Below are 22255 nucleotides of genomic sequence, written 5' to 3'. Positions count from 1 at the left end.
GCTTACCTGAACCGATAGCCGATGGAGCGTACGGTCACCAATACCCCGGCGATGCCATGGGTTTCCAGTTTGCGTCGCAGGTTGTGTACGTGGGCATCAACGACCCGTGCCAGGGCTTCGCTTTCCGGCAGGCAGATTTCCAGCAACTCATCACGGGTGAACGCCTTGGATGGTGTCTTGAGCAACGTCACCAGCAGCTTGAACTCCGTCGGCGTCAGGTCGAGCACCTGCGGCGGCGCATCGCGGTGCTCAAGGCTGGCCGTGAAGGCGGTGAGATCAACACGCAGGTTTTCATGGCGCAGCAGCTGTTCAACCGGTTGGCTGCCCAGGGTACGTCGCAACACCGCATGCACCCGCGCCACCACCTCACGCGGGCTGTAGGGCTTGACCACATAGTCATCCGCGCCATAACGCAAGGCGCCGAGTTTTTCCGGCTCATCGCCCATGGCCGTGACCATGATCACCGGCGTGTCGCTGCTGCGGCGCACGGCGGACAACACTTCCGTGCCGCTCAAGCGGGGCAGCATCACGTCCAGCAGGATCAGGTCGGGCTGCCAGCTTTTGTGCAGGTCCAGGCCACGCTGACCGTCTTCGGCCAAGGCCACCTCAAAGCCGTCCCGGCGCAGATAGGCTTCGAGAATATTGGCGCTGTCGGCGTCGTCTTCGACAATGAGGATACGTTTTCCTGACACAAAGAAGCCTCTTGATGAAACCTTGATAATTCACGAACGGTTTATTGAAAGTCCGCTGCCAGTATTGGCCTACGCCCGACTTTCGCGAACCGATCCTATGCCGACCACTGCACCGCTGTCCAAGCCTATCAAGCTGCCTGAACGCCTCGGCGCGGTTGTGCTGCTGGTGGGCATGCTGAACGGCTGCTCACTGGCGCCGATGTACCAGACGCCCGCGTTGCCAGTGCCGGACACCCTGCAAGGCACAAGGTTAACGGGCGCGCCCTCCTCCACGATCAACAGCGTGGAAGCGCTGTCCGACGAGGAAAAACACCTGTTGGCCGGCCTGGACTCATCGGCACAGTTGCCAGCTCTGGTTGAACAAGCGTTGGACTACAACCGTGACCTGCGCCTGGCGTTGCTGCGAGTCGAGCAAGCCCGCGCCGAGTACGGCATTTCTCGCGCCGATCGCTTACCCACCTTGGCCCTGGGGCTGCAACGCAACCGCCAGCACTTGCACGACAAGGCCGCCGACGAACGTTACGGGCAGGACATCGCGGTCGCGTCCGTGGGTGTATCGGACTTCGAGCTGGATTTTTTCGGCCGGGTGCGCAGCCTGTCCGAAGCGGCGCAACATGACTACCTCGCCACACGCTACGGGGCTTTGGCGGCGCGCAAGGCGCTGATCGTCGAAGTGGCGCGCCTGTATTTGCAGGAGCGCTTGCAGGCGGGCGTGCAGGCCGACACGCGGTCCATTCTCGACGACCAGAAACGACTGCTGAGCGTACTCGACGGTCAGCAAAAGGAAGGCCTGGTAGCCCCGGACACGGTCGACACCCAGCGCATGGAGGTGCGTCGCGCCACTCTGCAATTGCAGGATGCAAGCGCCGACTACTCGCGTGCACAACAGGCGCTGGCGTGGGTCACCGGCTATCAGGCTGCCCTTTCCACAGCGGCGGCAGACAGCGCCGTCATCGACCTCAGTCCCCCGCCATGGCTGGTCGAGATGCCGTCACAGCGCCTGCTGCAGCGCTTCGATGTGCGCCAATGTGAAGAAGCCCTGCGCGCGGCGAATGCCAACATCGGTGCCGCCCGTGCAGCGTTTTTCCCCTCGATCACCTTGAGCACCGGTGTCGGCATCGCCAGCCCGCGCTTGAGCAACTTGTTTTCGTCCGGCAGTGGCGCCTGGCTGTTCACCCCACAACTGAACCTGCCGCTGTTCGACGGTGGCCGCAACCAGGCCAACCTGGACCTGGCCACCGCTCGCCAACAGTCGGCAGTCGCCCAATACGAAAAAACCGTGCAGGACGCCTTCCGCGAAATCGCCGACCTGTTGACTCAGCGCCAGCAAGCATTGGCCAACGCCACCACACAAATTGATCTGGCGGCGTTGACCGCCTTGAAGGCCAAGCGTCTTGATCAACAAATCGCCGTGGGTGCGGCTGCCCGTTCAGAGCACACCGGCGCTTCAATTCGCCTGGCTGAAGCCGCCATCGAATTACGCAAGGCCACCTACCAGTTGTTGTTCAACCGCCTGGCGCTGTATCGCGCGCTGTCTGGCGCACCGTTATTTTCCTCCGCAGAAAGGGTTCCATCATGAGTTTGATCACGCCTCCTACCCGTGCCGCGCTTTGGGGCGCCGCCGCGTTGATGTCTTGCACGCTGGCGCCACAGGCACAGGCGGCCGACACCACCACTGCCACCCTGGGCCTCGGCATGGGCGTCACACCGCGCTTCATGGGCGCAGACCGCTACCGTGCGCTCGTGCTGCCGATGTTCAGCATCCAGCGCGGTGTGTTGTTTGCCGACAGCACCCGTGGCCTGGGTGTGCAGTTTCAATCCGACAGCGGCTTTGCTGCGAGCGCGGCGATCAACTACGACCTGGGCCGCAAGGAAAAGGACAGCACCAGCCGCCCCGGCGGCCGCGAGCTGAACGGCATGGGCGATGTCAACGGCGCCACCGTCGCCGACTTCACCCTCAGCCAGCAACTGCTTGACTGGCTGTCGGTCAGCGGCGAAGCCGAACTGCGCATGGCCGGCGAGCACCGGGGCAACCGCTACCGCTTTGGCCTCGAAGGCATTCTGTTTCATACCGACAGCGACACCCTGGCCCTGGACCTCGATGCGCACGCCGGCGATGGCCGCTACAACCAGACCTACTTCGGCGTCACCCAGGCGCAGAGCCAGCGTTCGCTCTATGGAAAATACAGCGCCGATGCAGGCATCTATGCCTACTCCGCCGCCTTGAACTGGCAGCACAGCCTGGATGCACACTGGTCGACGCTGGTCAGCCTGACGCTGACCCAGTACGCCGACCAGGCCCGCAACAGCCCGCTGGTCCTGCGTGAAAGCGCCGGCCTTGGCCTGTTCGCCATCAACTACACCTTCTGATAACGAGGCCCCAGGCATGTATGGTTTTCCTCAGCTGTTTCGTCCCTGGGCCCGTCTCCTGATCCTCGGCCTCGCCTGCCTGACAACGGCGGCCTGTTCGCGCGAGTCACCCGTGCCGGAGCCCGCCGTAAGGTCCGTAAAAGTCACCGCAGTGCGCGCCGCGCAGGTGGACGCTGCGCCGTTGACCGGCGTCGTGCGCCAACGCCAACGTGCAACGCTGGCCTTCGAGGGCGCAGGTCGTCTGGTCGCCTTGAACGTTGATGTAGGCGATTCGGTTAAACAAGGTCAGGTACTGGCGAGTCTGGACGCGGCCGCAGTCCGGCTGTGCCTGAAACAGGCCCAGGCCACCTTGTTTGCCAGCGTGGCGCAGACAAGCGAGCGCAAGCGCAACAAAGTCCGCCAGCAACAGCTGTTTACCCAGGGTAGCGTCCCGACCAGCGCTGTGGAGCAAGCCGAAGCGGCGTGGCAAGCGGCCGTCGCGCAGCAGACAGCCGATGAAGCGGCGCTGGACCTGGTGCGCCGCGATCAGCGCCAAGGGCAACTGATTGCACCTTTCAACGGCCGCGTCGTGGCTCGGCCTGCGCAGCTGTACAGCGAGCTATCGCCCGGCCAGGTCGTGATGGAGCTGGAGGCCTCGGGCGCTTTGCAGGTGCTGGTGCAAATCCCGGTGGAACAGGCCGCCGGCCTCAAGCCTGGGGACCACGCCGTAGCCGCCGACCCGACCGCGCTGGGTTCTAGCCTGCCGCTGGTGTTGGAAGGCCTGTCGATGCGCGCACAGAACGGTATGTTGCAAAGCGCGCGCTTTCGCCTGAGCGCCAACGACCTCGCGCTGCCCAGCGGCGTGAATCTCAATGTGAGGCTCGCGCCCCCTGCTCCGCTCCCGCTGTCCATTCCAACCCAGGCCCTGCGCATCGGGGGTGACGCCAGCCAGGTGCAAGTGTTTGTCTATGACCCCACCGCGGGCAAGGTCGCCCAGCGTGACATCAAGATCGGCCTGATCGACCAGGGCCGCGTCACTGTCGACAACGGCCTCAAGGATGGCGAGCAAGTGGTCGTCACGGGCGTCGCGTTTCTCAGTGACGGCCAGCCCGTCAACCTGCTTGCGCCCTCCAGCCGCTTGAGCACAACCGAATGATCAACCTGACCCGACACGCCTTGGGCGCAAGCCGCCTGACGCTCTTCACCGCGCTGTTGATCCTGATCGCAGGTGTGGCGACGTTTCTTAGCTTCCCCACCCAGGAAGAGCCCTCGGTGACCATCCGCGATGCGCTGGTGAGCATCCAGTTCCCCGGACTGCCCAGCGAACGCGCCGAAGAATTGCTGGCGCGGCCCACCGAAGAAAAACTGCGCGAACTGTCGCAAATCAAAAATATCGTGACCACGATTCATCCCGGCAGCGTGGTTATCCAAGTGACGGCCCGTGATGAAACCAAGGACCTCGGCGTGCTGTGGCAGCAGGTGCGCAATAAGGTCGCCGAAGCCGGCGCGGGCTTTCCACCCGGCACCCAAGGGCCGTTTGTCGACGATAATTTCGGGCGCGTCGCCGTGGCCTCCATCGCCGTTACCGCACCCGGCTACAGCATGAGCGAGATGCGCGGGCCGTTGAAGCGCCTGCGCGACCAGTTGGGCGGGTTGCCCGGCATCGGCCAGGTCACCTTGCATGGTTTGCAGGATCAACAGCTTTCAATTGATTTCAACCCGCAACGCCTGGCCGGGCTGGGTTTGTCCCCGCAGCAATTGTTCCAGCAACTGCAGCAACAGAATGTGCTGGCGCCTGGCGGTATCGCCGACATTGGCGGGCAGATCACCACCCTCACCGTGACCGGCGAATTGCTCGGTGTGGAACAGCTGCGCCAGGTGCCGATTCAACTGCCCGGCGCCGACGGCAGTGTGCAATCGGTGCCGTTGAGCGCCCTTGCGCAGATTGCCGTGATGGCTGCCGACCCGCCCCAGACCGCCGCGGTGTACCAGGGCCAGGACGCCGTGGTGCTGGCCGTGTCCATGGCGCCAGGGCAAAACATTAATCAATTCGGCGCAGCCCTGCGCGAACGACTGGCGCAGTTGGAGCAGCAACTCCCGCTGGGCTTTACCGCCCATGTGGTGACGTTCCAGGCCGATGTAGTCGATCAGCAGATGTCCAAGATGAAGCATGTGATGATCGAAACCGTGGTCATCGTCATGGCGGTGGTGATGCTGTTCCTTGGCTGGCGCACCGGCCTGGTGGTCGGCGCCATTGTGCCGCTGACGATCCTCGGCACGTTGATCGCCATGCGCATGCTGGGGGTCGAGCTGCAGACCGTATCGATTGCCGCGATTATCCTCGCGCTAGGCTTGCTGGTGGACAACGGCATTGTCATCGCCGAGGACATCGAGCGCCGGCTGCATGCCGGTGAGGAACGCCGCCAGGCCTGCGAGGATGCGGGGCGTACGCTGGCGATTCCGCTATTGACCTCCTCCCTGGTGATTGTGCTGGCCTTCTCGCCGTTCTTCCTCGGCCAGACCAGCACCAATGAATACCTGCGGTCATTGGCCATTGTTCTTGCCCTGACCCTGCTCGGCTCGTGGCTGTTGAGCATCACCGTCACGCCGCTGCTGTGCCTGTATTTTGCCAAGCCCCCACGTCATAAGGCGTCAGAGGACAGCTACAACAGCCGCTTTTACCAAGGCTATCGGGCCGTCATCTGCCGCGTGCTGCAGCACAAGGTGCTGTTTCTGATGGCCATGTTGGTGTTGCTGGCCGCCGCCATTTTTGAACTGATGCGCGTGCCCTATGACTTTTTACCCCAGTCGGACCGGTTGCAGTTTCAGGTGCCCATCACCCTGGAGCCCGGCAGCGGTTCGCGCAAGACCTTGCAAAGCGTGCGCGAGATCAGCCTGTGGTTAGGCAAGGAACCCCAGGTAGTCGACAGCATCGGCTACGTGGGCGATGGCGGACCGCGCATCGTGCTGGGCCTCAACCCGCCGCAGCCAGCACCGGAAACCGCTTACTTCACCGTCAGCGTCATGGCGGGCACGGATATCGATGCGGTCATTGCCAATATGCGTCGCTATCTGCTCAAACAACACCCCGAGCTGCGCGCCGAGCCCAAACGGTTTTCCCTGGGCACCACAGAAGCCGGGGTCGCGATCTATCGCGTGATTGGCCCGGACGAGAACGTATTACGCCTATTGGCCGGCCAGATCGAGAACGCTTTGCGCAACATGCCGGGCACACTCGATGTGCGCAATGACTGGAGCACGCGCCTGGCGCGCTATACCGTCGAGGTCGACCAGCACAGTGCACGCCGCGCCGGGGTCGACACCCAGGCCATAGCCCAGGCCTTGCAATTACACTTCGGCGGCCTCCAGGTTTCGTCCCTGCAGGACAATCAGACCCGCGTACCGCTGGTGGTACGCGAACCTGCGACGACAAACACCGTATCGCCCGACCTGCGCGGTATCCAGGTCTACCCGGCCGACGGCTCGACGCCCGTGCCGCTGTCGGCCATTGCCCGCATTGTCGCCTCCAGCGAACCGTCCACGCTGATGCGCCGCAATCAGGAACGCGCCATCACCGTAGTGGGCCACAACCCGTCGCTGACGGCGACGTCCATCGTCGAGCAACTGGCGCCGCAGGTCGCGGCACTGCGCTTGCCGCCGGGCTACCGGATTGAACTGGGCGGTGAAATCGAAGACTCGGCAGATGCCAACCAGGCGCTGCTGCAATACCTGCCCCACGCGCTGATCGCCATGCTGTTGTTGTTTGTGTGGCAGTTCAATTCGTTTCGCAAGGTGCTGATTGTGGTTTGCGCAATTCCCTTTGTACTGATCGGCGTTTCAGTCGCGTTGCTGGTCACCGGTTACCCGTTTGGCTTCATGGCCACGTTCGGTCTGCTGTCACTGGCAGGGATCATCGTCAATAACGCGGTGCTGTTGCTGGAGCGTATTGAAGCGGAGCTCCACGACGGCCTGCCCGTGTACGAGGCCGTCGTGAATGCCGCCGTCAAACGCCTGCGCCCGATCGTCATGACCAAACTGACCTGCATCCTCGGGCTGATCCCGTTGATGCTGTTTGCCGGGCCACTGTGGAAAGGCATGGCAATCAGCATGATGGGCGGTCTTGCACTGGGAACGTTGGTAACGCTGGGGTTGATCCCGGTGCTGTATGTATTGCTGTTTACGCAGCGTAAAACTCCACACATCACGGTGAACACACCATGACTTTTTTGCTCAAGGCGACGCGCACCGTCAAACGCCTATCCAAAGGGGCCATGCTGCTCAGCGCACTGTCGATCAGTATTGCCAGTCACGCCGCAACCCCACATCCCGACGCATTCGTCCATCCAGGCCTGTTGCAGACCGAACAGGACTTGCTGCGCATCCGCGAAAAACTGGCCAACCATAACCAGCCGTGGCTGGCCGGGTGGCAGAAGCTGATCGCCAACCGGCACGCTTCACTGGCCTGGAACCCGAGCCCGGTCGCAGTGGTGTATCGGGGCGCGGATGGCCAACATCCGGAAAACTACGCCCGCTTATTCAATGACGCTGCAGCAGCGTACGCACTGGCCCTGCGCTGGCAGCTTTCGGGTGATCCCGCGTATGCCGACAAAGCCGTAGCGATGTTGAACCAGTGGTCCAGCACCCTTACATCGATTGCAGGCACCTCGGACCGCTTCCTGGCATCCGGCTTGTACGGTTATCAACTGGCCAACGCCGCAGAGTTACTGCGCGGTTATTCAAAGTGGAAGGCGGCGGACTTTCATCAGTTCCAAAGCATGATGCTCACGGTCTTCTACCCGATGAATCATGATTTTCTGGTGCATCACAATAACGCGCCGGTCGACCACTATTGGGCGAACTGGGACTTGTCCAACATGAACGCGATGCTGGCCATCGGCGTGCTGACCGACCGCCGCGACATCTACGATGAAGCGGTCAACTACTTCAAGCACGGCGCCGGCAACGGTGCCATTGAACACGTGGTGTGGAAGCTCTACGGCAATGGTCTCGGCCAGGTCCAGGAAAGCGGGCGCGACCAGGCGCACACCCTGCTCGACATCGCCTTGCTCGGCAGCTTCTGCCAAATGGCCTGGAGCCAGGGCGACGACCTGTTCGGTTACCAGAACAACCGGGTGCTGCAAGGCGCCGAGTATGTGGCCAAGTACAACCTGGGCAATGACGTGCCGTTCACGACCTTCATCAACAGCGCGTTCAAGCAGACCGTCATCTCGCCCGATCACCGTGGCGACATCCGCCCGATCTGGGAACTGCTCTACAACCATTACGTCGTGCTCAAAGGCCTCAGCGCACCGAACGTGAAAGCCTTCGCGCACAAAGTCGAGGTGGAAGGCGGTGGCGGGGATTATGGCCCCAACAGCGGCGGCTACGACCAACTGGGGTATGGAACCTTGCTCTATTCGTTGGGGGAATACGGCCTGTCCAAAAATGAACTGGTGCCGTGAAGGTCCATCCCTGAACTTTCAAGGCAGCCGTGCTTCAGAACGGTAGTCGGCCGGTCAGCATGTCCCACCACATTTTCCAGTCGACCCGAAAGCGGCCCAGGGGATGCCGGAAAGTGGGTGGCCGGTTGAGTTCAAAAAAGAAATGTGCGCTGTGCGAAACCGCTGCGACGCCTTGGAGAAATGGCTATCGCAACTACATTGACTTGACCGAGACCACTTCCACAAAACGAAACTTCTTCCTGGCTGCCTTGGTAGCTTCTTGCTCGGCTACAAGTGTGCTGAGCGTGTCAGCCTCATGAATGATCTCGTGCATCTGCCCTTCGAACTCATTGCCCACGCGCAGTGTGACCCTGAGCCTCGGGGTAAAGCCTTTTGAGGTTTTCTGTTGCTTTTTGGGCGTTGCCTTTGGCGGTATCACGACTGCCGGAACGGGTTCTGGCTGAGGGTCAGCTTCCGTCGACACTGCGGGCACAGATACGCCGAATAGCGCCTGTCGCATCTCTTCTTCCGTCAATTCGGTGTTCATACTGTTTCTCAGGGGGGGATTCAGGGAAGGCTTGGCCGCGATTGAAGCCAGTATTCGTGGCGATGGGTCATATATTAACTGAGCGCAAACATCTGCGTTCTGTTGTCTTTTTTCGCGGGTGGCTACATGGCGCAAGCGGATTGCTCTCGTTGAGCGTGGCGGCCGGCACCAGCGCAAAACATCATAAAAATAGATGATCTTAATAAATCACATAATAACAATATCTAATAATTAGCTTATTCCAAAAAAGACTTTCCCTCGGGTTTTTTATAGGAATATCTTCACTTCACAGACCGACCCCATACCTGGCGGAGGACGTACCCCCGACCACCAGGAGCCTGTAAAAGGCTAAATGGACCGATCTCGACATGCCAGACCTCGCCGCCCCGCTGCCCCTCAAGCACTTCCACCTGTCACTGCTGACCAGTTCGCTGCTGCTCGCTGCGGCGCCCTCCTTCGCCGAAACCGCTACGCAAGACGCCAGGCTCGGTACCGTCACCGTGATTTCCACCGGCCTGCGTGGTCAGGCGCGCACCGTGGCCGACAGCCCGGCGCCGATTGATGTGATCAACAGCGAGCAACTGCTCAAGACCGGCCGCGCCGAGCTGTCCGAAGCGATTGCCAAATTGCTGCCGTCCTTCAACTTCGGCACCAACATCGCCGGCTACAACTCGGTGACCCGCCCGCTGAGCAACCGCAGCCTCGGCCCCGCCTACACGCTGGTGCTGGTCAACGGCAAACGCCGCCACAACGGCGCCACAGGCCAGCGCGGGTCCATCGACAACAGCGGTGCGAATGCAGTGGACATCGACTTAATCCCGGTCAGCTCGGTGGACCATATCGAAGTGCTCAAAGACAGCGCAGCGGCCCAGTACGGGTCCGATGCGGTGGCGGGTGTGATCAACATCATCCTCAAGACCGGCAGCAGCGGCGGTCACCTGGAAACCAGTTACGGCCAGTTGTTCTCCGGCCAGGGCGAGACCATCAAGGTGGCCGGCGACCAGGGCTTCACACTGGGCGATGGCGGCTTTTTCCACCTGTCGGCGGATGCACGCAAACGTGGCGAAGCGTCGTGGAACGACAAGGCCGACGGCAGCGTCAGGGCCTTCAACGATCCGGCCAGGGAAGCCGCCTGGGACCGCGTAGCGATCAAGAACGGCGACCCCGACCTCAAGGCCTTCAACCTGGCCTATAACGCCGAACTGCCCCTGGAAGACCTGACCCTGTACTCATTCTCCACCTACGGCGAGCGAGACGCCGAGGCCGCCAACTACTTCCGCCTGCCGACCGGCCGGGCCGCCGTGCCCGAGGTGTTCCCCGACGGTTACTACCCGTTGAACAACATCAAGGACCGCGATTATCAACTGCTGTTCGGCGGCAAGGGCCAGGCAGCCGAATGGAACTGGGACCTGAGCACTACCTACGGGCGCAACAATGTGCACCACTCCAGCGACCTCAACATCAACCCGTCCCTGGGCACCGCGTCACCGACCAAATTCGACAACCTGGCGACCTTCCGCTTCGAGCAGTGGGTCAACAACCTGGATTTCACCCGCCGCTACGACAGCCTGTTCAACCTGACTTCGCCGGTGCAGGTGTCGGCCGGACTGGAACATCGCTGGGAGCACTTCAGCACCTTCGCCGGCGACCCCGAGGCCTATATCACCGGTTCGTACCCGGCGGCATCGGGTGCCCAGGCGGCGGTGACGATTCGTCCGGAAGACGAAGTCAGCCTGATCCGCAACAACTACGCCGGCTACCTGGACCTGGGCTTCGACCTGACCGAACGCTGGTTTCTCGACGTCGCCGGGCGGGTCGAACATTACGACGACGACTCCGGCAACACTGTCGGCCTGAAAGTGAACTCGCGCTACGAACTCACCGACAGCGTGGCCGTGCGCGGCACTGTCGGCAGCGGTTTCCGTGCGCCGTCACTGACCCAGATCGGCTACACCGTGGCCGACAACCGCGTGTCCACCGACGTGAACGGCAATGTGGTACCCGCCGTCACCCGCCTGACGCCGTCGGGCAGCAACCTGGCCAAGGCGTTGGGCGGTGATGACCTCAAGCCGGAAAAATCGCGCAACCTCGGGCTGGGCCTCACCTGGCAACCGGCACCGCGCACCAGCATCACCGCCGATGCCTACCTGATCGACATCGACGACCGCATCGCCCTGACCAGCAATATCTACGACCAGGGCAACGGCGTGATCAACGGCATCCTCACCGGCCAAGGCGTGCCCTCGGGCACCTGGGTCAACTATTACACCAACGCCTTCGATACCCGCACCCGTGGCCTGGACGTGGTCGCCGACCACACCACACCGCTGGATACCTGGGGCGAAGTGCGCTGGAGCCTGGGTTTCAACTGGAACAAGACCACCATCGAAGGCACCCGCGACACACCGAATGCGCTGGCCAATTCCGGCGTGACCCTGGTGGGCCGCGACCGCGAAGGCGACCTGACCGAAGCGTCGCCCACGACCAAATGGATCCTGGGCGCCAACTGGAAGGTCGAGGACCTCGCAGTCAACCTGCAAACCAGCCGCTACGGCGCGGTCAAGACGCTGGCGGTCAACCCCACGGGCGACCGCAGCTTCGGCGCCAAATGGATCACCGACCTGGACGTCAGCTACACCTTCGTCGACCAGATCACCGTGAGCATCGGCGGCACCAACATCTTCGACGTGCGCCCCGACCGGCACGCCGTCTACAGCAACCTGGGCCTGGCGCCCTACGGCAACCCGCCGTTCTACCCCGGCGGCGGCTACTGGTACACCAAGCTGGCCTACGACTTCTAAGCCAATCGCCATACGAGGGCATCCCATTGAACACCTCCAACTTGATGAGCCGTCTATTGGCCCCTTGCGCCCTGGCATTGAGCCTGGCCGCCTGCTCGCCTTCGGGCAGTGACAGCCAGGTCGGCAAGACCCTGAATATCGCCTTCTTTGGCGACAACACCACGCTGGTCAGCGTCGACCCATTCCAGGTCTATTGGCTGGAACACCGGGTGTTGCTGCGCAATGTCGCCGAGTCGCTGACCGACCAGGACCCGCAAACCGGCAAGATCATTCCCTGGCTGGCCAAACGCTGGGAAGTCAGTGACGACGCGCTCACCTATACCTTTCACCTGCGCGATAACGTCACCTTCAGCAATGGCGAGCGCTTCAATGCCGTGGCGGTCAAAACCGCCTTCGACAGCAACAAGGCGCTGGCCGCCGAGTTGCCAGCCACCTTCGGCGCCACCTATCTGGCGGGGTTCGACCATGCCGAAGTGGTGGATGACCTGACCGTCAAACTGGTGCTGGCCAAACCCAACGCCGGGTTCCTGCAAGCCACGTCCACCACCAACCTGTCGATCCTGGCGCCCGCCTCTTATGCGCTCAGCGCCAAGGAACGCTCGCTGGGCAAGATCATCGGCACCGGCCCGTTCGTGCTGGCCAGCTACACCCCGGAAGTCGGCGCGCACCTGACCAAGCGCAAGGGTTACGCCTGGGCCTCGGCGAATATGAAAAACCAGGGCGAAGCGCACCTGGATGCGGTGGACGTCACCTACATCCCCGAAGAAAGCGTGCGCAACGGTCTGTTCCTGCAAGGCAAGGCCGACATCCTGTGGCCGCGCAACCCGTTCTCCGAGGTCGACCTGAAGCTGTTCCAGTCCAAGGGCGCGACCATCCAGAGCCGTTCGCTGCCGGGGCCGGCGTTGAACCTGTATCCCAACACCCGTGACGGCCGCGCCCTGGGCGACAAACAGGTACGCCTGGCCCTGCAAAAAGCCATCGACCGCAAGAGCTACGCCAGCACCGTGTACAACGCTGAATTCCCGGTGGTGGACGGCATCTATGACGTGACCACGCCTTACTTCAAGAGCCAGGGGGCCAAGCTGGTGTATGACGCGGCGGGCGCGGAGCGCCTGTTGGATCAGGCAGGCTGGGCCAAGGGCGCCGACGGTTACCGCAGCAAAAACGGCAAGCGCCTGAGCCTGAGCTACAACATCAGCCCGGCTGAAACCGCAGGCGACGTGCTGATCCAGGATCAACTGCGCAAGGTCGGCATCGAGTTGAAGCTCAGCGTGGTCACCCGCGCCGAGTGGGTCGCCAACAACTCCGCCGGTAACTATGACCTGACCATCAACTACATGACGCGCGCCGACCCGATCATCCTGCAGACCATCCTCGATCCGCGCACCGCCAACAGCTCAACCCTGGCCACCAACCTCTACGAACCGGCGGTACTGGACACCGCCAAGGGCCTGTTCGACGCCGGCATCACCGCCACCCAAAGCCAGCAACGTGCAGCCGCCTACGGCGCCCTGCAAGACCTGTTGGTGGATGAAGGCTCGGCGTTCCCGGTCTACGAGCGCGTGTGGCAGGCGGCGACCTCGTCCAAAGTGAAAAACTTCCGCTGGACCGCCGAAGGCTTTGCGCTGTTGGGTGATATCGAGGTCGATGCACCATGAGCCGCTACCTGATCGGCCGGGTCGGCCAGGCGCTGCTGGTGCTTTGGGGTGCCTACAGCATCACTTACTTCATCCTCTACCTGCTGCCGGGCGACACTTTGTCGATCATGCTCAGTGCGTCCGGCATGGAAGCCGACGCGCTGTCGGTGGAAGACCTGGCCAAGGCGCGGGCCTATTACGGGCTGGATAAAGGCCTGTTCGAGCAATATATCGACCTGCTGCTGGGCGCGTTGCACGGTGACTTCGGCCTGTCACTGTCGCTCAACCGCCCGGTGGCCGAGTTGCTCGCCGAACGCCTGCCCCAGACGCTGTCCCTGGCGGGGCTGGCGATTGTGCTGTCGCTGCTGGGCGGCATCGGCCTGGCGTACCTCACCGCGTATATCCGCTGGCAACCGTTGAAAAAAGCCCTGGCGCGCTTGCCGTCCCTGGGCTTTTCGGTGCCGGTGTTCTGGATGGGTTTGCTGCTGATCCAGGTGTTTGCGTTTGGCCTGGGTTGGTTTCCCGCCACCGGCAGCCGGGGCTTCGAAAGCCTGGTATTGCCAGCGATCACCCTGGCGATCCCCAGTGCGGCGGTGTACGCCCAGGTGCTGCAACGCAGTTTTCAGGGCGTGTGGAAAGAAGCCTATATCGTCACCGCCTACGCCAAAGGCCTGAGCCGAGGCCAGGTGCAGGCCCGCCATGGGTTCAGGAATGCCGCGCTGCCCATCCTTACGCTGATCGGTTTGCAGGTGGGCAATACCGTGTCCGGCGCCGTGCTGGTGGAAACCATCTTCGCCCGCTCCGGCATCGGCCGCCTGGCCCAGGAAGCCGTGCTGCGCCAGGACATTCCAGTGGTGCTGGCCATCGTTGCCGTGTCGGCGGCGGCCTTTGTCCTGGTGAACCTGCTGGTGGACCTGCTTTACCCGTGGCTCGACCCGCGCATCTCCCACACGCCCAAGGTGTCCTAGACCATGACGACGCTTACCCACAAACGCGTGCGCAGTGAAACCCTCTGGCGCCGCCGCAGCCCCTGGCAACGCGCCACGGCGACCCTGCTGCCCTTGTTGCGCCGGCCGGGGTTCAGCCTGGCGGTGCTGGTGGTGCTGTTCTCGCTGGTCGCCGCCGTGGCACCGCACCTGCTGAGCAGCTTCGACCCATACGCCACCGCCCCCGCCGCCAAGCTCACTGCGCCTAACCTGAACCACTGGTTCGGCACCGATGAACTGGGCCGCGACCTGTTTACCCGCGTGGTCTACGGCGCGAGCCTGTCGGTGCTGGCAGCCTCGCTGGCGGTGGGGATCGCACTGGTGGGCGGACTCGGGCTGGGCATCTTGTCCGGGTTTGCCGGTGGCCGTCTCGATGCGGTGATCATGCGCGTGGTCGATGTGCTGCTCGCCCTGCCTGGCCTGCTGCTGGCCCTGGCGATCGTCACGGCCATCGGTTTTGGCACCGTGCCGGTGGCCATCGCGGTGGGCATCGGCATTATTCCGGGCTTTGCCCGCACCACCCGCGCCGAAGTACTGCGGGTGAAAACCCTGCCCTATGTAGAAGCAGCACGCCTGGGCGGTGCCAGTTGGGGCCGCACCTTGCTGCGACACATCCTGCCGAATGCCTGGGGCCCGGTGGCGGTACTGGCTACCCTGGATTTCGGCGCGGCAATCCTCGCCACCGCAGGCTTGAGTTTCCTCGGTTTCGGCGCCGCGCCACCGGCGGCGGAATGGGGCACCCTGATCGCCAACGGCCGGCACTTCCTGATCACCGCACCGTGGGTGTCCTTGCTGCCCGGCCTGTTCCTGGTGGCGGTGGTGTTCAGCCTCAACCATATCGCCCGCACCTTTGAGGAGATCCAGCGATGAGCGCGCTTTTGATCGATGTACGCCAACTCAGTGTCGATTACCGCGCCAGCGGCCAGGTCAATCCGGCGGTGCGTTCGCTGTCGTTTTCCCTGGCGCAGGGCGAAACCGTGGCGATTGTCGGCGAGTCCGGCTCGGGCAAATCCACCCTGGCCAACACCATTCTGGGCCTGCTGCCGGACAACGCGCAGATCAGCGCCGGGCAACTGTGGGTCGACGGCCAGAACCTGACCCACGCCAGCGAACGCCAGAAACGCAGCCTGCGCGGCCGCACCATCGGCCTGGTGCCCCAGGACCCGATGGTCAGCCTCAACCCCACCCTGCGCGTCGGCCAGCAGATTGCCGAGGCGTTGATCCTGGCCAAGGGCAAGCGCTACCCCGGCGTCGATGCGGATATTGTCGAGTTGCTGCAACAGGTGGGGATCGACAAACCGGTACTGCGTGCGCGTCAGTATCCCCATGAACTCTCCGGCGGCATGCGCCAGCGCGTGCTGATCGCCATCGCCCTGGCCGGTAACCCGCGCCTGATCATCGCCGACGAACCCACCAGCGCCCTCGACGTGACCGTGCAGCGCAAGATCCTCGATCACCTGCAACGACTGGTCAGCGAGCGCGGCATTTCGCTGCTGATCATCACCCACGACCTCGGCGTAGCCACTGACCGCGCCGACCGCATCCTGGTGATGCAGCACGGCGAGCTGGTGGAACAAGGCCCGCCAAAGCAGATCCTGGCCCAGCCCAGCCACGACTACACCCGCGCCCTGATCGCCGCCGCGCCCGCCTTCGCCAGGCGTCGCGAACCCTTGCTCAACCTCGACCTGGGGCGCCAGCCGATCCTGAGCCTGCACAACGTCGGCAAGACGTTCGCCCTGCCCAAGGTCAAGGGCGAGGCGTCGACCTTCCTGGCCCTGGAGGGTCTCAACCTGGAGGTCTACCCCGGCCAGACCCTGGCTATCGTCGGCGAGTCCGGCTCGGGCAAGAGCACCGCGCTGCGCATCGCCCTCGGCCTGGAGAAGCCAAGCCAGGGCCGGGTGAGGTTCGAACAGCAAGACGTCACTGACCTCAGTTGGCGCGACTTCCGCCCATTGCGCCAGCGCCTGCAATTGGTGCAGCAAAACCCCTTCGCCGCCCTCGACCCGCGTTTTACGGTGTTCGACAGCATTGTCGAACCGCTGGTGTCGTTCGGTTTGCTCAAGGGCGCGGCGCTGGAGCAGGCGGCGCGGGCGTTGATCAGCCGCGTGCACTTGCCGGTGAGTTTCCTCGACCGCTTGCCCCGCGAGCTGTCCGGCGGGCAGTGCCAACGTGTGGCCATCGCCCGCGCCCTGGCGTTGAAACCCGACCTGCTGCTGCTGGACGAACCGGTCAGCGCACTGGATGTGTCGGTGCAGGCACACATTCTCGACCTGCTGAAAGAACTGCAACGGGACATGGGCATTGCCTATGTGCTGGTGTCCCATGACTTGTCGGTGGTCGCCAACTTCGCCCATGAGGTGCTGGTGCTGCGTAATGGCCGCGTGGTGGAACAGGGTTCGGTGGAGCAGATTTTCAACCGCCCGGCCACCGCGTACACCCGCGAACTGATTGCGGCCATCCCTGGCCAACTGCTCAGCGCAACGGCGGCGTAATCAACGCCTCACTGCTTGGCGTGCTTGACCTGCACCTCAGGCATCGCCGAAGAGTGATGATTCAGAATCTTCCACTGCCCACCCACCTGCTCATAAACGAAGGTGTACCGCGCCTGCACCTGGCTGACCTTACCCTTCGCGTCAGTCAGGGTGAAGGTGTAGACCCCGCTGTCCATGGCCACGTTAGTGCCCAGTTGGCGGATTTCACGGTAGTTGATCTGGCCGACCGGCTTGAGCGCCAGGAAGTGATCGAAGTAGTCCTTGATCTGGTCCGGCGTGGTGCGCACCTGGTTGGACACGGTCGGCTGCAACACCGCGCCCGGCGCATAGAGGTCGACCACCGACGTGACGTTGCCGGTCTGCAGGGCGCTGTTCCAGCGGTCGAACAAACCGGCAATCTCCCGGTCCTTCACATTGGCGGGCGCCTGGGCCACCTCGCGGTAGACATAGGGTGACGTTTCAGCGGCCTGAACAAACGGAACGCTCAAGGCAAACATCAGGGCGATTGCTGCGGGCTTGAATTGCATGGGGAGACTCCAGTGGTGTTCGTTGAGCCCACTTTGCCAAACCGAGCATGGCGCGCCATCGGCCAATCGGAGTCATTTACCTATGCCATTTGGCAGATAGCCGCCAAGGCGTTTAACCATGTTTAATAGACGCCCCGCCCTCCCTGCATCGCTGGAGCATCACCCATGCATAACCTGCCCCATGACCCCGGCAGCGCCTTGGCCATGCGCGCGCATTTGCGCCAATCGCAAAGCCGCACGGCGCGGCTGCGGCTGTTGGTGGATACCGGACAGGAACTGAGCCAACTGGCCCCCGACGCCATGCGCGAACGCGTGCTCGTGCGCGCCTGCGCGTTTCTTGCGATGGACCACGGCCTGCTGCAGGAATGGGACGCCGAAGGGGCCGTCCACACCACGGCAAGCCATGGCAGCCCGGCGCGCCTGAACGGCCTGGCGGCCCTCGCCGACCGCGACCTGCGCGCACCACGCTGGCAGGAACAGCCGCACAGCGTGCTGCAAGTGCCATTGTGTGGCAGTGACGGCCAGGCTTTTGGCCTGCTGGTGCTGGGCAACAGCGTCAGCCTGCGGGCGCCGGAGCACGAAGACAGCGAATCCCTGCAACTGCTCGCCACCCTGCTGGCTGCGCACCTGGAAAACGATCGGCTGTTGACCACCCTCAAAACCCGCGACAAGACCCTGTCCGACCTGGTCAACCGCCTGTTCCGCGCCCAGGAGGACGAGCGCAAACGCGTGGCCTACGACCTGCACGATGGACTGGCACAGACGCTCGCGGGTTTGCACCAGCGACTGCAAGGCTTTGCCGGCCGCTGCCCCGCACTGCCTGACGCACTCGCCGCCGATTTGCAGGCGATCCTCACCCTGGCGCAGCACTGCGTCGGTGAAGGCCGGCAATTGATCGCCGGCCTGCGCCCCACGGTGCTGGATGATTTCGGCCTGTTCAAAGCCCTCGACAAGGAAGCCGACCGCCTGCGCGACGCGGGCATCAGCGTGGTGTGGCAGGCGCAGTGTGAAACGCGCCTGGCCAGCCAGGTGGAGATCGCGCTGTTCCGGATCGGCCAGGAAGCCATCAACAATGTCCTCAAGCATGCCCACGCCAGCCGGGTGCACTTGACCCTGGCGTTGCACGACAGCCAGGCATCCCTGCGCGTGGACGACAATGGCAAAGGCTTCACTTGCGCGCCATTGCGCGATGACGCCCAGCACCTGGGCCTCGCGACCATGCAGGAGCGCGCCAGCCTGCTGGGCGGTAGTTTCACCTGCGTCAGCGCAGCCCACAGCGGTACCCAACTGCACGCCCGCGTGCCGGCCCATTTGCCTGGAACCCCTCAATGACCCACGTCCTGCGTCTCGTGCTGGCAGACGATCATGAAGTCACGCGCACCGGTTTTGTCTCGCTGCTGGCCGGCCTTGCGCAGTTCGAGGTGGTCGGTCAAGCCAGCGATGGGCTGCAAGCGGTCGAGCTGTGCGAACAGCTGCTGCCGGACATCGTCATCCTCGACATCCGCATGCCCGGGCTCAACGGCTTGGGCGCCGCGCGTTTGCTGCAAGAGCGCCTGCCGGCGGTGAAGGTGGTGATGTTCACCATGGACGACAGCCCCGAATACCTGGAAGCGGCGATGAATGCCGGCGCCGTCGGCTACTTGCTCAAGGACGCCAGCCGGGCCGAGGTGATCGACGCCCTGCAACAGGTGGGCGCCGGCGGCGAAGCGCTCAACACGGCGGTCAGCGCGCGGCTGTTGCGCCGCATGACCGAACGCCAGGCCAGCGGCGCAGCCCCCAGCGAAAACCTCACCCCCCGCGAGCGCCAGGTACTGGGCCTGGTGGCCAACGGCATGAGCAACCGCGCCATCGGCGAACAGTTGGGGATCACCACCGGCACCGCCAAGGCCCATGTGGAACGCGTGATCGGCAAGCTCGGCGCGGCTGATCGGACCCAGGCTGCCGTGCGCGGCATCGCCCTGGGCCTGGTGACGTCACCATGAAGCGGCGTTGGGCTGACCTGCCGCTGCGGGGCAAGGCGCTGGTGGTGATCTCGCTGCCGCTGGTGGTGCTGTTGCTGTCCCTGGTGCTGATCTACACCACCGAACGCCAGACCGCCCGCGCCGAAGAAGACGTGCGCCGCGTGTTGCGCGTGCAAGGCGATATCCAGGCCGTGCACACCCTGCTCGCAGAAGCCGCCGCCAGTGTGCGCGGCTACCTGCTCACGCACCGTGAAGACTTCCTGCCCAGCTACCTCAACGCCGGGCCACAGATCGAGTCCGCCCTGCGCCGGCTCGACCGCAACGTGCGTGATCCACGGGTGCGTGAGCAACTGAGCGCCATCAAGCCGCTGATCGAAGGCAAGGTCGACGGCCTGGAAGAGATGCTCAAGGACCGCGACGCCACACCGCAATCGATCAGTACCATCCTGATCAGCAACAAACACATCCTCGATGCCTTGCGCCAACACATCAGCACCATGCTCACCCTGGAGGAATCGTTGCTGGCCGAGCGCAGCGCTGCGGCGGCCGAAACCCGTCAACGGTTGCTGCTGTCCACCTGGCTGGCGGCGATCTGCGGGCTGTTTGGGGCGATTGTTGCGGTGCTGTTCCTGTCCAAGGGCATTGTGGCGCGAGTGCAGAATGTACAGCGCAATGCCCAGCGCCTGGCGTTGGGCTCGCCCCTGCTGCCGCAACCGCCGGAACACGATGAAATCGGCCAGTTGGGCACCAGCCTGGTGGAAGCCGGGTTGCTGCTGGCCGAACGCGAGCGCGCCTTGCGTGACAACGAAGAACGCCTGCGGCTGATCATTGACGGGGTCAAGGACTACGGGATCTTCGCCCTCGACACGGCGGGCCATGTCACCAGTTGGAACAACGGCGCCGAGCGGATCAAGGGCTATACCGAGCAGGAAATCATCGGCCAGCATTTCTCGGTGTTCTACTTGCCCGAGGAATGCCCGCAGCACCCGGACATGGCGCTGCGCGAAGCCACCCTCAATGGCGATTACACCGAAGAAGGCTGGCGCTGCCGCCAGGACGGCACGCGGTTCTGGGCCAGCGTGGTGATCACCGCCCAGTACGACGGCACCGGCGCCTTGCGCGGCTTTTCGAAGATCACCCGCGACATCACTGACCGCCGCGCTGCGGAAATCGCCCTGCGCAAGGCCCGTGAGGAAGCCGAGCGCGCCAGCCGCGCCAAAAGCGAGTTTCTGTCGCGCATGAGCCACGAACTGCGCACCCCACTCAACTCGATCCTAGGCTTCGCGCAGTTGCTGGACATGGACGCGCCCAAGGCGCAAAAGGCCGACGTCGGGCATATCCTGCGCGCCGGCCAGCATCTGCTGACGCTGATCAACGAAGTGCTGGACATCGCCAAGATCGAGTCAGGAAGCCTGGCGTTGAATATCGCGCCGATCCCGCTGGCGGAGGTCTTGCAAGAGGCGCTGTCGCTGGTCTCGCCGATGGCTGCCGACGCCGGCATTCGATTGCAGCCATTACCGGACTTGGCAGCGGACGTGGGCATCGTGGCCGACCGCCAACGCCTCACACAGGTGCTGCTGAACCTGCTGTCCAATGCAATCAAATACAACGCGCGCGATGGCGAGGTCAGCATCGAAGTCGTCGTTGATGGCCCGCGTATCGGCGTGTCGGTGTGTGATACCGGCCACGGCATTGCGGCGGACCATATGGGGCAACTGTTCAAACCGTTCGAGCGCCTGGGCGCCGACCCGAATGTGGAAGGCAGCGGCCTGGGCCTGGCCCTGAGCAAAAGCCTGCTGGAAAACATGGACGGCCACCTCAACGTGCAGAGCCAGGCCGGCATTGGCTCACGCTTCACCTTGGAACTGCCGTTCACGCGCGTGGCGCCATTGCAGCGCATCGCCACGCCCGTTATCGACACGCAGGCGCCGCGCCCTGCCCCCACGGCCTGCGCGCACCTGGGCAAGGTCTTGTGCATCGAAGACAACCTCTCCAGCCTGGCGCTGATCGAAACCCTGCTGCAACGCCGACCGGGGATAAAACTGCTGTCGAGCATGCAAGGCCAACTGGGCCTGGACCTGGCCGCGCAGCACGCGCCGCAGTTGATTCTGCTGGATGTGTGCTTGCCGGACCTCGACGGCGTGAAGGTGCTGCAACGCTTGCGTCAATCGCCGATCACCCGTGACACCCCGGTGCTGATGATCACCGCCGACGCCAGCGACCTTACCCGCCAGGCCTTGCAGGCGGCAGGCGCAACCGCCGTGTTGAACAAGCCGATCAACGTGCCCGCGTTTCTCGCCCACCTCGACCAGTCTTTTATGGAGCCCATGTGAACCTCGACCTGCGCATTCTGATCATCGACGACCAACGCCCGAACCTGGACCTGGTAGAGCAACTGCTCGCCCGCGAAGGGCTGACCAACGTGCTGAGCAGCACCCAGCCGCTGCGCACCCTGGAGCTGTTCAACAGCTTCGAACCGGACCTGGTGATTCTTGACCTGCACATGCCGCAATTCGACGGCTTCGCGGTGCTGGAACAACTCAACCGGCGCATCCCCCAGGGTGAATACCTGCCGATCCTGGTCCTGACCGCCGACGCCACCCGCGATACGCGCCTGCGCGCCCTGGCCCTGGGCGCCCGGGACTTCATCAGCAAACCGCTGGACGCGCTGGAAACCATGCTGCGGGTGTGGAACCTGCTGGAAACCCGAGTGCTCTACAAGACCCTGCGCACCCTGGTGCCCGCCGAGCACATCGAGTTGTTGCAAAGGCGCCAGGCAACGGGCACTCTGCCCGCCGCCGGGGACAACCCGGCTTGACTTC

General features: G+C 63.5%; 17 protein-coding genes and 1 pseudogene. 14 read left to right on the top strand and 4 right to left on the bottom strand.

The window, feature by feature from the left end; translation table 11 throughout:
• Nucleotides 1-2 precede the first annotated feature (2 nt).
• Nucleotides 3-692 carry a response regulator gene (locus tag AB3G88_RS12440; protein ID WP_099584274.1) on the bottom strand — a complete coding sequence of 230 codons (690 nt, stop codon included), beginning with the start codon at nucleotides 690-692 and terminating at the stop codon, nucleotides 3-5.
• 97 nt (nucleotides 693-789) lie between these two features.
• On the opposite strand from AB3G88_RS12440, the gene AB3G88_RS12435 reads away from it, so the two are divergent.
• The 5 genes from AB3G88_RS12435 to AB3G88_RS12415 are packed head-to-tail and all read left to right on the top strand — an operon-like array spanning nucleotide 790 to nucleotide 8503.
• A complete protein-coding gene (locus tag AB3G88_RS12435; protein ID WP_480454193.1) occupies nucleotides 790-2271 on the top strand; it encodes an efflux transporter outer membrane subunit in 1482 nt (493 codons plus the stop codon).
• Nucleotides 2268-3062, top strand: a complete 795-nt coding sequence (locus AB3G88_RS12430; RefSeq protein WP_099584272.1) for a MipA/OmpV family protein — start codon at nucleotides 2268-2270, stop codon at nucleotides 3060-3062. Before AB3G88_RS12435 ends, AB3G88_RS12430 begins: the two co-directional genes overlap by 4 nt.
• A 16-nt stretch (nucleotides 3063-3078) precedes the next feature.
• The gene (locus AB3G88_RS12425) at nucleotides 3079-4197 is read left to right on the top strand and encodes an efflux RND transporter periplasmic adaptor subunit (protein ID WP_480454192.1); all 1119 of its coding nucleotides are present in this window, start codon (nucleotides 3079-3081) and stop codon (nucleotides 4195-4197) included.
• Nucleotides 4194-7262 (top strand): efflux RND transporter permease subunit, encoded by a 3069-nt coding sequence (locus AB3G88_RS12420; protein ID WP_099584270.1) that lies wholly within the window; start codon nucleotides 4194-4196, stop codon nucleotides 7260-7262. The genes AB3G88_RS12425 and AB3G88_RS12420 overlap by 4 nt, the downstream gene beginning before the upstream one ends.
• A complete protein-coding gene (locus AB3G88_RS12415; RefSeq protein ID WP_480454191.1) occupies nucleotides 7259-8503 on the top strand; it encodes an alginate lyase family protein in 1245 nt (414 codons plus the stop codon). The genes AB3G88_RS12420 and AB3G88_RS12415 overlap by 4 nt, the downstream gene beginning before the upstream one ends.
• A 34-nt stretch (nucleotides 8504-8537) precedes the next feature.
• On the opposite strand, the pseudogene AB3G88_RS12410 reads toward AB3G88_RS12415, so the two are convergent.
• Nucleotides 8538-8645 (bottom strand): annotated as a pseudogene (locus AB3G88_RS12410) (Mpo1-like protein); the annotation flags it as partial.
• 51 nt (nucleotides 8646-8696) lie between these two features.
• Nucleotides 8697-9029, bottom strand: coding sequence for a hypothetical protein (locus AB3G88_RS12405; protein WP_099584268.1), 333 nt, complete (start codon nucleotides 9027-9029; stop codon nucleotides 8697-8699).
• 368 nt (nucleotides 9030-9397) lie between these two features.
• Between AB3G88_RS12405 and AB3G88_RS12400 the strand changes: the two genes are divergently transcribed.
• The 5 genes from AB3G88_RS12400 to AB3G88_RS12380 are packed head-to-tail and all read left to right on the top strand — an operon-like array spanning nucleotide 9398 to nucleotide 16945.
• Nucleotides 9398-11830 (top strand): TonB-dependent receptor plug domain-containing protein, encoded by a 2433-nt coding sequence (locus AB3G88_RS12400; protein WP_480454190.1) that lies wholly within the window; start codon nucleotides 9398-9400, stop codon nucleotides 11828-11830.
• 44 nt (nucleotides 11831-11874) lie between these two features.
• Entirely contained in the window at nucleotides 11875-13488 is a 1614-nt protein-coding gene (locus AB3G88_RS12395; protein WP_480454434.1) for an ABC transporter substrate-binding protein, read from the top strand.
• Nucleotides 13485-14435 carry an ABC transporter permease gene (locus tag AB3G88_RS12390; protein WP_112195172.1) on the top strand — a complete coding sequence of 317 codons (951 nt, stop codon included), beginning with the start codon at nucleotides 13485-13487 and terminating at the stop codon, nucleotides 14433-14435. The genes AB3G88_RS12395 and AB3G88_RS12390 overlap by 4 nt, the downstream gene beginning before the upstream one ends.
• A gap of 3 nt (nucleotides 14436-14438) precedes the next feature.
• Nucleotides 14439-15323, top strand: a complete 885-nt coding sequence (locus tag AB3G88_RS12385) for an ABC transporter permease (protein WP_191958721.1) — start codon at nucleotides 14439-14441, stop codon at nucleotides 15321-15323.
• Nucleotides 15320-16945 (top strand): dipeptide ABC transporter ATP-binding protein, encoded by a 1626-nt coding sequence (locus AB3G88_RS12380; RefSeq protein WP_480454188.1) that lies wholly within the window; start codon nucleotides 15320-15322, stop codon nucleotides 16943-16945. The genes AB3G88_RS12385 and AB3G88_RS12380 overlap by 4 nt, the downstream gene beginning before the upstream one ends.
• An 8-nt stretch (nucleotides 16946-16953) precedes the next feature.
• On the opposite strand, the gene AB3G88_RS12375 is transcribed toward AB3G88_RS12380, so the two are convergent.
• Nucleotides 16954-17472, bottom strand: a complete 519-nt coding sequence (locus AB3G88_RS12375; protein ID WP_099584262.1) for an SgcJ/EcaC family oxidoreductase — start codon at nucleotides 17470-17472, stop codon at nucleotides 16954-16956.
• Nucleotides 17473-17637: 165 nt separating this feature from the next.
• Between AB3G88_RS12375 and AB3G88_RS12370 the strand changes: the two genes are divergently transcribed.
• From AB3G88_RS12370 to AB3G88_RS12355, 4 genes are read left to right on the top strand one after another with little or no spacing between them, the layout of a single operon-like run.
• Nucleotides 17638-18804 carry a sensor histidine kinase gene (locus AB3G88_RS12370; RefSeq protein WP_099584261.1) on the top strand — a complete coding sequence of 389 codons (1167 nt, stop codon included), beginning with the start codon at nucleotides 17638-17640 and terminating at the stop codon, nucleotides 18802-18804.
• The gene (locus tag AB3G88_RS12365) at nucleotides 18801-19454 is read left to right on the top strand and encodes a response regulator (RefSeq protein ID WP_250925669.1); all 654 of its coding nucleotides are present in this window, start codon (nucleotides 18801-18803) and stop codon (nucleotides 19452-19454) included. Before AB3G88_RS12370 ends, AB3G88_RS12365 begins: the two co-directional genes overlap by 4 nt.
• A complete protein-coding gene (locus AB3G88_RS12360; RefSeq protein ID WP_480454187.1) occupies nucleotides 19451-21766 on the top strand; it encodes an ATP-binding protein in 2316 nt (771 codons plus the stop codon). Before AB3G88_RS12365 ends, AB3G88_RS12360 begins: the two co-directional genes overlap by 4 nt.
• A complete protein-coding gene (locus AB3G88_RS12355) occupies nucleotides 21763-22251 on the top strand; it encodes a response regulator (protein ID WP_099584258.1) in 489 nt (162 codons plus the stop codon). The genes AB3G88_RS12360 and AB3G88_RS12355 overlap by 4 nt, the downstream gene beginning before the upstream one ends.
• Nucleotides 22252-22255 lie beyond the last annotated feature (4 nt).

The sequence above is a fragment of the Pseudomonas arvensis genome (assembly GCF_056688935.1).
This window is presented reverse-complemented; position numbering and strand designations above follow the sequence as displayed.